At 49.9% G+C, this 16,422-nt stretch carries 13 protein-coding genes; 1 reads left to right on the top strand and 12 read right to left on the bottom strand.

Annotated features, from left to right (window positions below; all coding sequences use genetic code 11):
* The 4 genes from AC53GJ_RS10465 to AC53GJ_RS10450 form a co-directional block, all read right to left on the bottom strand.
* Positions 1 to 354, bottom strand: a complete 354-nt coding sequence (locus AC53GJ_RS10465; protein ID WP_496732619.1) for a hypothetical protein — start codon at positions 352 to 354, stop codon at positions 1 to 3.
* Complete coding sequence (locus tag AC53GJ_RS10460; protein ID WP_496732618.1) at positions 351 to 824, bottom strand: GAF domain-containing protein; 474 nt, start codon at positions 822 to 824, stop codon at positions 351 to 353. The genes AC53GJ_RS10465 and AC53GJ_RS10460 overlap by 4 nt, the downstream gene beginning before the upstream one ends.
* Before the next feature lie 82 nt (positions 825 to 906).
* Positions 907 to 1,581: an SIMPL domain-containing protein gene (locus AC53GJ_RS10455; protein ID WP_496732617.1), complete on the bottom strand. Its 675-nt coding sequence runs from the start codon at positions 1,579 to 1,581 to the stop codon at positions 907 to 909.
* 130 nt (positions 1,582 to 1,711) lie between these two features.
* The gene (locus tag AC53GJ_RS10450; RefSeq protein ID WP_496732616.1) at positions 1,712 to 3,538 is read right to left on the bottom strand and encodes a serine/threonine protein kinase; all 1,827 of its coding nucleotides are present in this window, start codon (positions 3,536 to 3,538) and stop codon (positions 1,712 to 1,714) included.
* 115 nt (positions 3,539 to 3,653) lie between these two features.
* Between AC53GJ_RS10450 and AC53GJ_RS10445 the strand changes: the two genes are divergently transcribed.
* A complete protein-coding gene (locus tag AC53GJ_RS10445; RefSeq protein ID WP_496732615.1) occupies positions 3,654 to 4,532 on the top strand; it encodes a substrate-binding periplasmic protein in 879 nt (292 codons plus the stop codon).
* A 1-nt stretch (position 4,533) separates the two neighbouring features.
* Here AC53GJ_RS10445 and AC53GJ_RS10440 read toward each other — a convergent pair whose 3' ends face one another.
* The 8 genes from AC53GJ_RS10440 to AC53GJ_RS10405 form a co-directional block, all read right to left on the bottom strand.
* Positions 4,534 to 5,715: a YbfB/YjiJ family MFS transporter gene (locus tag AC53GJ_RS10440; RefSeq protein WP_496732614.1), complete on the bottom strand. Its 1,182-nt coding sequence runs from the start codon at positions 5,713 to 5,715 to the stop codon at positions 4,534 to 4,536.
* A 211-nt stretch (positions 5,716 to 5,926) separates the two neighbouring features.
* Positions 5,927 to 8,320: an ABC transporter permease gene (locus AC53GJ_RS10435; RefSeq protein ID WP_496732613.1), complete on the bottom strand. Its 2,394-nt coding sequence runs from the start codon at positions 8,318 to 8,320 to the stop codon at positions 5,927 to 5,929.
* 43 nt (positions 8,321 to 8,363) lie between these two features.
* Entirely contained in the window at positions 8,364 to 9,068 is a 705-nt protein-coding gene (locus AC53GJ_RS10430; RefSeq protein ID WP_496732612.1) for an ABC transporter ATP-binding protein, read from the bottom strand.
* Positions 9,049 to 10,329, bottom strand: a complete 1,281-nt coding sequence (locus AC53GJ_RS10425; protein ID WP_496732611.1) for an efflux RND transporter periplasmic adaptor subunit — start codon at positions 10,327 to 10,329, stop codon at positions 9,049 to 9,051. Before AC53GJ_RS10425 ends, AC53GJ_RS10430 begins: the two co-directional genes overlap by 20 nt.
* A 502-nt stretch (positions 10,330 to 10,831) precedes the next feature.
* Positions 10,832 to 12,400 (bottom strand): dihydrolipoyllysine-residue acetyltransferase, encoded by a 1,569-nt coding sequence (locus tag AC53GJ_RS10420; RefSeq protein WP_496732784.1) that lies wholly within the window; start codon positions 12,398 to 12,400, stop codon positions 10,832 to 10,834.
* A 20-nt stretch (positions 12,401 to 12,420) separates the two neighbouring features.
* Entirely contained in the window at positions 12,421 to 13,398 is a 978-nt protein-coding gene (locus AC53GJ_RS10415) for an alpha-ketoacid dehydrogenase subunit beta (RefSeq protein WP_496732610.1), read from the bottom strand.
* 2 nt (positions 13,399 to 13,400) lie between these two features.
* Positions 13,401 to 14,582, bottom strand: coding sequence for a thiamine pyrophosphate-dependent dehydrogenase E1 component subunit alpha (locus AC53GJ_RS10410; RefSeq protein WP_496732609.1), 1,182 nt, complete (start codon positions 14,580 to 14,582; stop codon positions 13,401 to 13,403).
* Between the two features lie 650 nt (positions 14,583 to 15,232).
* Positions 15,233 to 16,255: a hypothetical protein gene (locus tag AC53GJ_RS10405; RefSeq protein ID WP_496732608.1), complete on the bottom strand. Its 1,023-nt coding sequence runs from the start codon at positions 16,253 to 16,255 to the stop codon at positions 15,233 to 15,235.
* Positions 16,256 to 16,422 lie beyond the last annotated feature (167 nt).

The raw sequence follows: 16,422 nt of genomic DNA, 5'->3' as shown, positions 1-16,422 counted from the left end.
TTAATACTCTTCATCTTCTTCGTCAACTTCTTCATCGGTATCGCTGTCGTTGTCGTCAGCATCGTCTTCATCGTCATCACCACCTTCAGACAAAGTCTTTCTGGTGTAGGCCTGCGCCCAGTCGATTAATTCATATTCATCGGCTTCCAGCAGTACAGTACTGCCTCTTAACTGATCCCAGATACTATGCAGGATCTGATCAATTAAATCGACTGCTGTGTCATCCGGAATTCTTAACCAAACCGCATGGTAAATGGCATTGATCCGATCAGCAACCAGCTCTTCTTCACCTTCCCAGTCACCGACATCGGTCAAAGAAAACAAATAATCCTGGATTGAGACTAAATCTTTCATTGGATTTGGTCCAGATGCTGCTCAAATACTTGCACTAATTCAGCCAGGCCTTGTAAATCAGCTTGATCAAAGCGGGCCAGCGACGGACTGTCAATATCCAGTACCGCAATAATTTGTCCGCCTAAGCGCACTGGTAACACAATTTCTGAGTTACTGGCGGCATCACAGGCGATATGACCAGGAAATTCATGCACATCTTTGACTAGCTGGATTTCACCAGTCGCCACAGCAGTGCCACAAACACCTTTGCCAACCGGGATCCGCACACAGGCAGGTTTTCCCTGGAACGGGCCTAATACCAGCACCTCACCCCGTAAAATATAAAAGCCTGACCAATTCAGATCAGGCATTTGCTGGAACAACAGTGCGCTAAGATTTGCCATATTGGCAATCAGATCGGTTTCATCGGCGATCAATGCTTTGGCCTGAGCCACTAAAGTGCGGTAAAAGTCTAATTTTTCAGCAAACATAGTTCACAAACAGGCTAACAGAATTAAGGCCCCTACCTTACTTGGTTTGGGCACAAAATTAAACCTTTGCAGAGAAGATTTATCAGTTTCCTGCCAGTTCAAACTGAATTGTCAGATCGGCCCGCACTTCATTGCTGCCAAATTGTACAGCTTCTGCTGACATCATCGCCATTTTATAACGCGGTGCCGGTGAAGATCCCTGTTCCTGGATCTGATGAACCCGCACAATGCTCCGACCACTCAGACTGGCTAATTGCCGGGCTTTGGCTTCAGCATCTTTATAAGCCAGTTGTAACGCTTGTTGATACAGCGGCTCTGGTTGTGACACCAGCAATTCGGCTGGTTGCAACTGTGTGATGCCAAGCGCACTGGCTTGTTCCAGTAATTGCGGATATAACTTCAGATCCCGTACCAGTACCGTCAACTCCCGCTCTACCCGGTACAGCTCGACTTTACTTTGATCTTGCTGGTATTCCGGATAAATCCGCAGCGGTGCATTATTGATATCTGCATTGGCAATACCGGCCTTCTGCACCATGGCGGTTAATTGCTGCATTTTGCTGTCCACTTCCTGCTTGGCTTTTTGTACCGCAGATTGCCGGCTACTGATGGTCATGCTCAGTCTGGCTTGATCCGGGGTGCCAGCGACAGCACCTGAGCCTTGTACTGTAATCAACGCCATCTCTGGTGCTGCAAACACTTCCGGCACTGCGACCAACAGCGAGGCTGCCATCATCATTGACACTGCAAATTTCATCTTGTTTCTCCATCATTAAGCAAAATTACCCGGTCAGTATGCCGTGACTGGCTGAATCTGACCTGAAAGCGCCGTCACCTTAACAACATTAAGCGGCAGAAACTGTGAAATAATGTTGTTTTGCCTCTGCTTAGTTACTGTTTTTCAGTGGATTGGCCGGAAAATACAGGGTTGGTTGCACCATCTGATGCTGAAAATAACGGGTATCTTTGTGCGGTAATTTCATAAAACCACCGACACCTTCACCACTGATCAGATGAATATTGGCCAGAATGCTGGCCAATAAAGCAGCAAATTCAGTTTCCCGCGCTGGATCAAGTAATTGAAAAAAGCTGTGTATTTTCATATACAAAGGTGTTACTTCAAAAATGATACAGCCGCTGTGGCGGATTAAATTTAACCGACCGAGATCAGCCATAATCGGATCCGGTAATACCAGTTGCTCATCTGGATCCTTACCATCTTCAAAATAAGAATGCTGACGGCTGCTATCATCCAAGCCTGCCCCTGCCGTGACTTCATAGCGGATATGCTGACCTGGACTAAGGGCAAAAGCCAGCCCACTGTGTTCACGGGCTAAGTGGATGGTTTGACGGGCATCAAATAAACAGGCTTTGAAAATACCCACTTTGGCAATGGCCTGGGCTAAATGCACCACATTATTCACCGCCAGACTAAAAGCACTCAGCAGTGACTGATCATATAAATGCAGATTACAATCGATATAAACCCCTTGTAACTGCCAGTGAATGGCCAACCCCCCCACCACCGGATAACGAGCCAGCCGGCTGACGGCAGCCACAAAGGCTTTTTCGGTTTCCCCCATGCCAACCAGATAGTTTTTGTAATAACGCTCCAACTGCACATCATCGACATACTGGATGCCTTGCTCTTCGCTGTGCTCGCGTAAAAACGATTTGCGTGATGAGTACACCACAGTATCCAATTCCCGCGGCTGCTGATTCAGCCGGACCGGCAGCAAGGCGCTATCGTCAAATAATACCACCTCCGGTAATACTAAGCGTTTTAACCGCGCCATCACTTGCAGATAATAATCACCCGCCTGATAACGCAACTGCTGGTCATCGGCTAACAGGCTATCGAGCATAGTAGCAAATTCGACCGGTAAGCCCAGACTGCGCGCCGGGATTGCTTTGCGTCCAAAGCGACAACTTTGACCAGAGGCCAGCGCATAGAGAGTCCCGGCAACACCCTGCTCATCAAACCTGGGACTGGATAACGCACCGGAGCGCTGTTCATCGCCGATAAAATATACATCGCCGAGCCTGGCATTGGACGTTTGTAAATCAGCCGACATCAGTTGCATCACATTATTGCTGATGTACTGGCCTTGCTCATCGGTTTGGGCAAACACTGAAGATCCCCAGTCCACCAGACTGATCTGGCCAGTTTGTTCGTCATACACAATATTGGACGGTTTAATATCGCCATGCACCACAGGACAAAGTTCGCCATCTTTACGATGTGAACGCAACACCTGTAATAAGCTGGCCAACTGAGCGGCAATATCAATCACCAGCCGCACCGGTAAACGCCCATGCTGTAGACTGTATTGTTCCAAATCGATGCCCTTGGCCCGTCCCATCATCAGAATGCCTTGCTTTTTTACCACCTGATAGGTCAGGTATTCCGGCACATTGGGGTGGCATATTTGCGATAACATATAAGCTTCATCCGCCAGTCGTTCCTGAATATGCTGGGGTAAGTTGATTCGGGAAAACTTAAACACACATTGCTGCATCCGCGCATCGACACCAGCAAAGGCAAAACCGTAAGCACCTTTACCAACCAGTTCAATCTGGCAATAACCGAGCTTTTCCAACTCTTCAATACAAAGTGCCACCCAGTCTTTTAATTTTTTCGCATCATTGGCATTGAGCAGATAAAACGATTGCTCTTCCGGAATATAAAAATTTCTCAGTTGATGCTTTTCCATGGCCGCCTGCTTTGGTCTGAATACAACACATCGCCAGCGTTGCAAAACACTGGCAAAAGGTTAACATTGGGAAACGAGGTCGCATTCATCATGCAACAAAGCCTGAGGGTGGTAAATGAAAGTTTTGTCCAAACCTCTGCTGTGGCTGGGATTGGGTTTTGTCTGTTACATGGTGTGGATAGCTCCGTTGGTGCTGGCTGCTGGCATGCAAGATCCATTGTCAACGGTGGCGAACCAGCCACAGGTCAAAGCTGCCACGGCTGCGTCACCGCTAAAAAAACTACATTTCAGCGCTGGTGAATGGCCGCCTTATCTGGGTGCCAAGCTCCCAGGACAAGGCATGGCTGCCCAATTGATCCGCGACATTTTTGCCGAAGCCGGTTACCAGGTCAGTTTCCACTTTTTACCCTGGCCACGCGCGTATCGGGAAACCTTGCATGGTCAATATGCGGCCACTGCCATCTGGATGTATGCGCCGGAGCGGGCCATTGATTTCTACTACAGCGCTGCCGTTTTGGAAGAGGAATTTGTGTTATTTCAACTCAAAGCGCAGTCCATTCAATTTGACAAACTAGAGGATTTAGCTGGTTTGGAACTTGGCGGTGGTTTTGGTTATAGCTATGGCGCCGCTTTTGATGCCGCCATCGCCAATGGGGTGCTCAAGATGACACGCGTCAGTCAGACGATACAAAATTTTCAGCGCCTGCTAAAAGGCCGGATCCAGGCTTTTCCGGAAGAGAAACAGGTGGGCTACCATATTTTGCGCAGTCAATTACCGCAGTCACAACATTTGTTCAGCCATGCAGACACAGTGATCCTTCGAAATCAAAGTTTTGTGTTATTTCCAAAACAAAGCCCGGACAGCCAGTTACTGCTGGAAATTTTTCAGCAAGGGCTGCTGCAATTCCAGAGTTCCGGCCGTTATCAGCGCTATTTTGACATCACAGCAGACTCGCCAACCCCAGCCAGCAAACCGGCGGCAGATAACCGCTAATTTACCCCCTGGCTGCAACGCTACCACTTTGACGCCAGCCCAGCCCGACCATCACCAGCAGACCACTGAGCAACATCAAGCAGGATAACAGCAACATGATGCGGAAGTTGCCGGTCCATTGCACCAGAAACCCTGCCAATAACGGTGCCAGAATTTGTGCCAGGCCATAACTCAGCGTCAGTTTTCCCATCGCCGCTGATGCATTTTGGGCAAAGCGTTGTCCCGCCAGCGTCAGCATCAGACTGACAATCCCAATAAAACTAGCACCAAATAATAAAGCCCCCAGCAAGTGCCAACCGGCGTCAGTGCTGAGTAGCGGTAAAGCACAAGCGCACAAATGTAACGCATAGGCCAGCACTGTGGCCATGATCAAACCGGTTTTTGCCGCCAGCAGATCCCAGCACACTGCAGCTGGCGCGCACACCAGCCCCACCGCCAGCCAAATCCAGCCGCCCTGATGCTGAAATTGTGGCAGACTCTCCAGTTCCACTACCACAAAGGTGGTACTGACCACAAAAGCAAAACCGGCACAAAAATAAGCAAGCAACATGGCCCGCAACCAAGAGCGATCATCGCTTTGCTCGCCGACAGCCTGCTGGCTCAGGCTGGCGGGCAAGTCGACAGGTTGCGGCATCCAGCGCCAGGCTGGCCAGGCAAATAACAGCCCAAACAATGCCAGCAATTGCCAGAAGCTATGCCAGCACCACCAGGTGTTGGCGTAGCCTATTAACAGCCCCGGCAAGGCAATACCGGCACCAATGCCGATAAAATGCAAACCAAGCCTGGGCCTGTAACCTTGTTCAGCCAACCAGCGCAAGACAAAAGCCGAAGCCAATAACAACCCCGCCACGCTGCCAATGCCACCGGCATATCTAAGCACAGCCCATAACCAATAGTGTTCCGTCAGCCCCATGCCAAGCGTACTGGCCAGCGCCAGCAACAGGCAAAGACGATACAAGCGAAATTTCAGCCGCGGTTGCCGGATGGCAGCCACCAGTAAAGCGCCGCTGAGATAACCCAGATAATTAAAGGTGGCCAGCCAACTGCCTTGCGCCTTAGTCAGCTCCGTCTGTGCAAGCATCAGCGGTAATAACGGCGTGTAAGCAAAACGGGAAAATCCCACTGTCAGGATCAAAGCGGCAATGCCGGCCAGTATCACTTGTAAATAGCGAGTCCCGTTCACAACTGGGGTTACCAATGGCTGCGGTTGTTGCTCTGCATGCACCTAGCTTGCCTCATTGCTGCTAAAGTCAGGAAAAGCCTATTGAAACGTAAAAATCAACCCATGCCAATGCCACTTCTGTCGTAGAGCGGCTTTATGCAGATGGTTTGCTGTAATAAGAAGTCCGCTGGCAGTCCATCAGCGGCACCTCCATCGCCTGTGAAAAACCGCCTCAGCGCGCTTGTAACAGTTCACTAATGGGTCTGCGTAAGCGCCATTGCGCTGGTAGCCAGCTGGCGAGCAACACCATCAGCAACAGCAGCGCCACCACCATAGGCACCACTTGGGGTAAAAACACAGTTGAGCCCATTTTGCTGGCCAACCATGGACTCAGCCCATACAACAAACCAGCCACCACCGGCATGGCCGCCACTAACAGCAGCAGATGCTGGCCACATAATCGGCCAATTAAGCTGCTGCGCTGCGCCCCCAAGGCTAACATGGTCCCCAACCGCTGTTGCTGTAAGGCCAGTTGCGCATTCACTTGATAATACAAACTCACGCACGTCAGCACACAAATCAGCAGCGCCATCCATAAAGATAACTGCGTTAACAGCCATTGTGATTCATTCTTGGTCTTCAGTTGCTCCGACAATAAGCCTTTGGGCAATAACTCCACATCCTGCGACTGCTGATCTGCCCACTCGTCCAGCGCATCTAACACCGGGTCCTCCAGCGCGGGCGCAGTCAACACAGAAAGTTTTGAATATTTAAAAAAGGCATTTGGCTTCCACAATTGATACATCATGGGCTGCTGCTGTTGGCCAACGCCACTATGCGGCAAGTCGGCCACAATACCGCTAATCCGTGAGTTGCGCGCCATCGGCTCTTGCCAGGCTACATCGACCCCAATCAAATCGGCATAACTTTGCCCAGGCTGCAGCAATTTATCGGCAACACTTTGACTCAGTACCAGTTGGTTGGATGCCAACACCAAGCTTCCTGCCAAGACTTTTGCCTTCACAAAGGTTAAATAATGCTCTGATACCATCATCGTAAAAACCTGATAGGTGGTATCACTGCCATCCAGGGCCAGCAGGCCCGCAGAACTAAAAGGGTCGTCAAAGGCTGATGCTGACAACGCTAACTGCATGGGCCCTAAGCCCCCTAGCAGCCCTTGTTGCAGTCGAGCATCCGGTATATAACCAGGCTTTAGCTTCGCCTCTATTTCACTATAAGGGTACTGTGCCATCTCTTGTTGTTGTTGCCACAACAGCACTTGTAAAGACGCCGCCAGTAACAGCACGAAACCTGCCACACTGGCTTGCAATAACAGCTGGAACCGCAACAGCTGCAACTGCCAGCGATGACTCTGCGCCTGACGATTGCGATAAAACCGTGTTTTCCCCACCAGCAACCACAGCGGTAATAAACTGCAGAGTAAAATAAAACCACAGATCACCACCACAGTGCCTAACCAAGTCCACAACTCAAAGGGCAAACCCGCAGGCCCGAAATAATAACCAAACAGTTGAGTGGAACTTAACAGCTTGATAAACAACGCATAGCCACATAAGCCCCCCACCAGAGCAAACAGACACAGCGGCAACTGCTCCATTAAACATTGTCGGCACAAGGGGCCGAACCCTGGCCCAAACATACGCCGCACGCCAAATTCATGGCTGCGCCTGATCAACTGCCCCAATAAAGACACCATCAAGTTCAGCGCCACGACAGAGGCCAACATCAAGCTCAGACAACTTAATAACCACCAGTTATTCAATAGCATCGCGCGTTGTTGCGGGAACAACTCCACACCTGGCAACAACACCGCTTGATGGGGCTCTTCATCGAGATGATAACCATAACCCAACCATTGGGTTTCGATAGCATCAAAACGCTGAGCCAACGCAATTAAATCCGTGTTGCCAGCTAATTTGGCAATGGCTAAATAATCGGGAAAATTTTCATTAAAGGCGATGGTTTTCTCGCTGGGTTTATCGGCAAAATTCTCACCTCGTTGCTCGGTAGAACGTCGACGAGATTCAGTCATTGGCAACCAAAGCGCGGGTCTTTGCGAGGTAAAGCGATTAAATTCTTTCGGTAACACCCCAAGGACCGGATACTGCCAGCCCGAGGCTTGGTTCACCACCAGCATTAACCCGTCAAGCGCCGGTTTATCCAACAGTTGCCACAGCCAATGGCTGAGATAAACGCCTGGCTTTTGTTGCGGTAGATAACTAAATGGCTCAGGCAACTGCAATAACTGCGGTAAGTTGTCGCTGTAATAAGCCACCCGCAAATCTTCATGGCGCTGCTCAGCAATGCGCACACTTGGCAGACGGCCAAATTTGACCCGCCCAGCATCCAGCACTTCAGGCAATTGCGACAGTTTGTTTAATTCAGCATTACTAATATATTGAAACTCTCCACGCGGATCTTGCCGTTGCACCGTCACAAAAGGCCCGCTCGCACCTAACCAAGCGGGGCTTGGCTCCACCAACTGCCGATATAACTGACTGAGCAATAACAACATGGCCGACAATAACGACAACCCCAAGGCAATAAACAACCACTGTAATCGCTGGCCGCGCCATTGCCGCCACCCATAGATCAGACTAAACATCAGCGGCACCTCTCCATTGTGCTTTGCATTGCCACCACCCCATTTAACATACCCGCTTTAGTGAGGATTCTGTGTGACAAAAACGGCCATCTTTCAGGAGCAAACGCCGCTGTGCGCGCGCCGCCAACGCCGGTTCATGCGTCACCATCAGAATAGTTGCGCCTTGTTGATGCTGTTGGCGCAAAATATCAAACACTATCTCGCTGCTTTCGGTATCTAAATTCCCGGTGGGTTCATCCGCCAATAACAAACTTGGCGCTGTGACTAATGCCCGGGCAATAGCAACCCGTTGTTGTTGTCCGCCAGATAACTGCTCTGGGTAGCAAGCATATTTATCACTCAGCTGCACTTGCGCCAGTACCTGCTCCACCTTACTGCGGTAGGTCGAACTTTTAACCCCACGCAGATAGCGTAACGGCAACATAATATTCTCCGCCACTGTCATATCCGCAATCAGATTAAAGTTTTGGAATATCCAGCCAATATCCCGGTTACGCAACACACTTTGCTGATAAGCCGATAGCCCCTGCACTTGCTGGCCTAATAAAAAATACTGGCCACTACTAAACTGATCGAGCAAACCGATCACGGATAACAAGGTGGATTTACCGCTGCCCGAGCGACCTTCCAGTGCAACAAACTCACCACGCTGGACTGTTAAATCCAACTGATGCAATACTGGAATATCCAACTTGCCTTGCCGAAATGATTTACTCGCCTGTTGAATATCAATCAGTCGTTCTGTCATCAAGATCCTCCGGTTTGATCGACGCTTGGTTTAACAAGCGACTAGGCACTGTCAGTAACAATTGCTCACCAATACTGCCGCCTGCTAATAGCTGCATTTGGCGTTGATTAATTTCGCCAACCTGCACTTCGCGGCGTTCAAAAACATCTGTGGTCGGGTTCAGCACAAAAATTGGGTAGCGGCGATGGCTACTGTTGATGTAAGCGGGACGGGCACTCAGCGGGCCAGCTGGAAATTCCGCCGCTTGAATCTCCGCATTCACTTCAATATTGGCGCGGGCGGTGTCTGGCAAGGTGCCCTGCAGTTCTACATCCAACCGCATAAAATTGTCGCTGATATTAGGTGAGATCCAACTGATCACCCCAGGCATCGGCTTACCTTTAATATTCACCTTCACCTGCTGCCCCAGTTTCACTGTGGCCGCATCGACAGCGGCTATTTTTAATTCCGCCACTAAAGCGTCGGGCTTGGCCACTAAACCAAGCGCCTGCCCCATTTCGACCCGACTGCCAGGTTTGAGCGTTTCATCCAACGCAATGAGCTGGCCGGTAAAGTCAGCGGCAATCTGTAAGGCATCGACATCCTGGCTGGCAATAGCAAATTGTTTTTGCACCCGTTGTAATTGTAATTCGGCGGCTTGTTGCCGATTTTGCCGGCTACTGCTAAACCCATGCAGCTTTTCTGTGGCCAGCTGTAATTTTTGCTGGGCTTGTTCAACCAGCACCTGACTTTGGGCAAAATCCAGCGCCGACACAATTTGCTGCTGAAATAACTGTTGTTTGGCTTTTAACTGCGTTTCGAGCAATTTCAGTTCACCGGCTGCTAACAGTTGATCATGTTTTAACTGCAAGGCTTCTTGCGTCAGTTGTTGCGCCACCAGCATCACTTCGGCTTGTTGGCTTTGTAACGCCAGTTGTTGCTCTTCCAGCAGCCGTTGCAATCTCGGATTTACCAGCTTTAATAAAGGTTGCCCGGCGCTCACCATTTGACCAGGCCTGGCGTCAATCTGCTGCACCCGACCGTCCACCATCGCAATTAAGCTATGCACTTTGGCTGGCGCCAATTGGCCAAAGGCCGACACTTTATTTTGTAAAGGGGCATGTTCAATGATGGTCAGCGATAACTGCTGGGCACTGACAGGTGTTTGCAGTGCATGTTTGGCAAAAACCAAACCCGTTAATACCAGCATTAAACAAACACTGATCACGGCCAGCGGCCGTATATGTTGTCGCCATAGCGGTTTATCGATTGGAATTTCCATTTTTTTCCACTTTTAGCATCCTGATTAACAGATAATCTATAACAAGTTATTAGATCTAAAGTCCAGCAATTTAAACCAAAATCTATCGAAGCCGACTAGCCTACAAATTCGCAACTAACACCATGACATAGACTCGAAATCGCAAGTGTCACCGTCACTTGAAGCAGTGCAGCAAATTTGCCCTCCATTAATTTCAGTACATCTTTTTTCAGCGCTTGAACGAGGGACTTCACCAACAAATATCGTTGAATTTAGAGAAAGAGTTGGATAGCTATATCGGGTTTATCAGCACCAAATCGCACGACGAACATTGTTTTGATAACTGACAAGCAATTATTACGTCAGCGGGGTCTGGAATGACTTTATCAGCGATAGCAGCCGACTCATCAAAATGCGATCAAGAGTCTGAACGATACTTTGAGATGGAATGGCATAACATGGCACGATAAAAAAAGCCGCCAGCGGAAAACCGGGCGGCTTTGTTCAAGCAAGCTGCAATGACTTAACGCATTGCAATCAACATGCTGCTTGGTTCTTCCAGATATTTTTTCCACAGATTGGTAAAGCGGGCAATAGTGCCGCCATCAATCACCCGATGGTCGCCCGACCAGCTGATTTGCATCATGGATCGCGCCACCACCTGGCCTTTGCTGTCAAACCTTGGCAATTGCTGCACTTTACCCAGCGCTACTATCGCCACTTCCGGTTTATTGATGATAGGGGTCGCCACAGTGCCCCCAATGGCGCCAATATTGGAAATCGTGATAGTCCCGCCTTTTAAATCAGCTGGACTAACGCGGCCTTCCCGCGCTAAGTCGGTCAGTTTGGTCAGATCATTGGCGATATCAACAATAGACTTATGCTGGCAACCTTTGATATTCGGCACTAACAGCCCTACTTTCGAATCCACCGCAATACCAATGTTATGATCGGTAAAATAAGTGATTTCGCTGCAATCGGCATTGACCTGGCTGTTTAATATCGGGAATTCGTTCAGCGCCAGTGACATCGCTTTCATAAAAAACGGCATCATGGTGAGCTTGACGCCCTGCTTGGCCAGACCGTCTTTCAGACTCAGCCGCAGTGCAATCAGCTCAGTTAAATCAATCTCCTCGCAGTAGGTAAAGTGTGGAATAGTGGCGACAGACTCAACCATCTGCCGCGCCATGGCAGCTTTGATGCCTTTAATAGGTTCAACCCGACGGCCGCCATCCGTGCTGGCGCTGACGGCCACAGCGGTCGCTTTGCCAGCAGCCACAGCACAAGCCGCTTTGGCCGCTGGCGCTGCTACAGCCACAGGCGCAGCCACAAATTTCTGCACATCTTCTTTATAAACCCGGCCTTTCGCACCGGAGCCCGGTACCTGGGTCAGGTCAATATTCAGCTCCCGTGCCAACCGACGTACCGCCGGACTGGCCACCGCTTTGTGCAAGCCAGCAACCACCACAGCTGCGGTTGGCGCAGTCGCTACAGTGACAGGCGCTGGGGCAGCTGCAACAGCAGCAGTCGTACTGACAGCACCGGCTTCCGCTTGGCGTTCAATCGCGAACAGCGGTGCATGGACCTTGGCAATATCGCCTTTGGCGGTATAGAGCTTCAATACTTTGCCAGCGTATTTGGCCGGAATTTGCACCAATGCTTTGTCAGTCATCACATCACAGATCGGCTGATCTTCAGCAATCATATCGCCTTCTTTCACCAGCCAGTCGACCACTTCACATTCAACAATACCTTCACCGATATCCGGCAGCAGGAAATCTTCCACCACAGTGCCGCTGGCTGCAACGACCGTTGCCGCAACTGGCGTAGCTACCGCAGTCTCAGCCGCTTCACCTGTAACCGCCATCTCAAACAAAGGCGCATGCACTTTGGCAATGTCACCTTTGGCATAATAGAGTTTGGTGACCACACCGTTAAAAATGGCTGGAATTTGCACCAGCGCCTTATCGGTCATCACGTCACAAACCGGCTGATCTTCCACAATGGTATCGCCTTCTTTCACCAGCCATTCGACCAGTTCACATTCAACGATGCCTTCACCGATATCCGGCAGAATAAAATCTTTTTTCATCATAGCCTCGCCGCACGCGCTCAGAACTGGACTGAAGCTTTGATGGCTTCAAAGGTTTTTAAATGATCCGCCACATATTCCCGTTCCAGTGCCAGTGGATACGGCGTATCCATGCCACAAACGCGGGCAATCGGGCTTTCCAGATGCAAGAAACAACGTTGCTGAATGGTGGCCGCGATTTCACCGGCAAAACCACCGGTCAGCGGCGCTTCATGGTTAATCACCAACCGGCCGGTTTTAGTCACAGAGGCCGCCACTGTGTCAACATCCCATGGCAGTATGCTACGCAAGTCAATCAGTTCACAGGAAATGCCCTCAGCTTCGGCCATTTCAATGGCTTTTTGGCAGATTTCAATCTGCGCGCCCCAGGCCAGCACTGTGACATCAGTACCAGTTTTCATCACTTCCGCGACGCCGAGTGGAATTTCGTAGTACTCTGCCGGCACTTCACCGGTTGAAGCACGATATAACTTCTTCGGCTCAAAGAATATCACCGGATCTTCAGAAGCTATCGATGCCAGCAACAGGCCTTTGGCTTGGTATGGATCCCGCGGCACCGCTATTTTTAAGCCCGGTGTATGGGCAAAATAAGCTTCCGGTGACTGACTGTGATAATGCCCCCCGGCAATACCACCGCCATAAGGCGTGCGGAACACCAGGCCACCCACATTAAATTCATTGCCTGAGCGGTAACGGAATTTGGCAGTTTCATTGACGATTTGGTCAAAGGCCGGAAAGATATAATCGGCAAACTGAATTTCAGCGACTGGTTTCATGCCTTGCGCCGCCATGCCATTGGCAAAACCGGCAATACCCTGTTCAGTTAACGGCGTATTAAAGCAGCGGTCTTTACCGTATTTTTCCTGCAGTTTAGAGGTGGCACGAAACACACCACCAAAGTGGCCAACGTCTTCACCAAAACAGACCACAGTGCTGTCTTTGGCCATCGCCAGATCAAGGGCGTTATTAATGGCCTGCAACATATTCATCTTCGCCATTATTACATTCTCCCTGACGTGATTGGATAAGCAGCCGGATATTTCCGGATATGATCTTTCAGTTCCGCCAGTTGGCGTTCCAGTTCAGGTATAGGTTCGGCGTAGACATCGGAAATTAAATGTTCAATACCTGGTTTGGCCACTTTTTCAGCCACTTTCAGTGCATCCAGAATTTCCTGGCGCAAGGCTTCCAACTGGGCTTTATCAGCCACATCATCCAGCCAGCCTTTGGCCAGTAACCATAAGCGAAACCGTGCAATCGGATCGTTTTTACGCCATTGTTCTTCTTCTTCTTTACTACGGTAACCACTTGGATCGTCTGAGGAAGAATGCGCACCTAAGCGGTAAGCAATAGATTCCAGCAGCACAGGTTCATTGGTGGCTATCGCATGATCACGCGCCATCTTAGTGGCCTGATACACAGCCAGAATGTCGGCACCGTCCACCCGGATGGATTTCATGCCATAACCGACGCCACGACAAGCAATACCATCGCCTTTAAACTGTTCATTGGCAGGCGTTGAAATGGCATACCCATTGTTACGACAGAAGAATAATACCGGCGCTTTGTGCACTGCGGCCATATTTAAACCGGCGTGGAAGTCGCCTTCAGAAGCGGCGCCTTCACCAAAATAACAAATAGTGACATTACTCAAACCACGCAGTTTCTGCGCATAGGCATAACCTGCCGCCTGTGGGATCTGAGTCCCCAGCGGGCTGGAGATAGTCATATAATAAATATCATTGCTGCCGTAATGCACTGGCATCTGCCGGCCTTTACCTAAATCTTTTTCGTTGGAGAACAGCTGATTCATAAACTGCTCCAGCGTGAAACCACGATACCGCAAGGCCCCTTGTTCACGGTACTGTGCCATGATCATATCTTGATCATCCAGAGCCGCGGCACTACCGACCGTTGCCGCTTCTTCCCCCAGGCACTGCATATAAAAACTAATCCGGCCCTGGCGCTGTGCGGCTAACATCCGCTCATCCAATACCCGGATAAAAGTCATGCTCTGGTACATTTTTAGTGCTGTGGCCTGGTCCAGCTCTGGCTCAGTGGCCCCCGGATAAATGCTGCCATCGTCCTGTAAAATGCGTAGGGTTGGAATTTGTAACGCGTGCCCACTGGTAAATTCGGCTGTATGCACAGTCGAAATGGTGGCGTTGTTAGGGTTGGTCATAGGTCTCTCTTTAGGTTTCGGGTAACGCGGACCTTGGTTGTTTGCCTGCTTTACCATGAAATTGAACCAGGCTGCGGTGGCAGCGTGACTCTGATGGTCACTTGTTGCCGACACCGCAGCTTCTCCCCGTCGGGGTCAGCACTGTCTGAAAATCTGTTGCGCTTATTATTTTACTTGACGTTGGCGTCAACAAGACAGCGTCCTGAACACCCTGCTGCTATTGTTTTTAAAATGCTGGCCAACTTTACCTTTACGTAAACTGCATTGCAACCCGCTCGCCGATTAAAAGTTAGCAAAGAACAAACCAACTGCTGTGGATTTTTACGGACAGCAGTGGCTGAGCCAACAACATCCATCTATTTGTTTGATTATTATCTATATGATTAAATTAACATTTATCATCCAACACCAAGCAGCTCAGACAAGACTGCCGTTGTCATAGCATGGCAGAATACAGCTGACAGCAACTCATCGGATCTGTCTTGGCTGTCAAAGTACAATGCTGGACGTTTGTTGGTGAGCACAGAGGAAATACGACTATCAACATTGTCGGACTCGACCCGGTGCCAAGCGCCGGGCAGTCCAACGCTTGGCGTCCAACGCTTCACAGCCAGCAGGCAAATGATTTAAGCCAAGTGGAGCGTTGTTGACTAACTGGTTTTCTGTTTGGTTTTTTTCAGTTGTTTGTGCAGTGCGGACACCTCAGCGGCTAATCGGTCAGAAGGTGAATCTAATGCCAATAACGGCTGCAGCAGTTGTTGCGCTGAGCTGAGGTCTTGTTCTGCCAGATGGATTTGCGCCAGTTTTAACCGGGCCCAGTGTAACGACTGACCTTCGCTTTGCTGATAAAACGCAATCACCTGTTGTAGCGCCGCTTTACCAACATTTGCATCCTGACCTGTCAGCGCCACAATTCGACCAATCTGATACAAATGCTGATGTTGAGCGCCAGGCTTTTCGGCCAATTTCACTGCCTGTTGGTAAAGCGGCAACGCGGCTGCGTCTTGCTTATCACTGCGCAGCACATTGGCTTTTTGCACTAGCAAACGCACATTTACTGGCGTTTGTTGTAGTTGTGTATCAAGCAGTTGCAGGGCCGCCGCAGTTTTTTCAGCACTTTGCAGCACCATACTTTGTGCTATCGCCGCATCCACCGGATCGGCCTTTTGTGCAGCGGCGGCTTGTTGTAAATCAGCCGCCATTTGTCTGGCCAGCTTTTCATCACCACCAACAATACCTGGCGCTTGCAGATAAAACCCAAGCAGTGTCAGTTGAAAACGCCCTTGTTCAGGCGCCAGTTGCACCGCTTGCTTTAACTGAGCTAAGCCTTCTTTGGCATAACCAGGCGCCGAGAAAATACTGACTTGCTCTGCCAGGGCAAATTTATTCATCGCCGCCAGATGATAAAGCTCAGCGCGCTTTGGAAACTGCTGCAATGCTTTGACCATGAGTTCGTCGGCATCTTCATTTTTTTGCAACCCCATCAAGGCTTGAATGTGTAACTCCTGCCAGTCTGCGTTGCTGGCATAATCCGGCTTTTGCTGTACAGCGTCGATAGTTTTGCTGTATTGCTCTTTGGCCAGCAACAGTTCGATACTGGTTTTATCCGCTGTCGCTTGCGCATAAGCAAACTGTGAACATAAGGTCGCCACGATCAACCAGGCTGCTTTCATTTTAATTCCTTGTAATTGAATAGTTAATTTAGAGCTTATCTTAGGCTGATCATGCAACTGAACTGGTCAGATGTTTCGCAAAACCTTCGGCCTGCACCATTGATAGCCTGCAGCCACAACCAAGCACGGTGACGCTACGTGCCTCATTGTCAGCAACATGACATGCC

This window comes from Rheinheimera sp. B2H12 (assembly GCF_059620065.1).
Note: the sequence above shows the minus strand (reverse complement) of the source record. Positions and strands in the feature narration are given on the sequence as shown.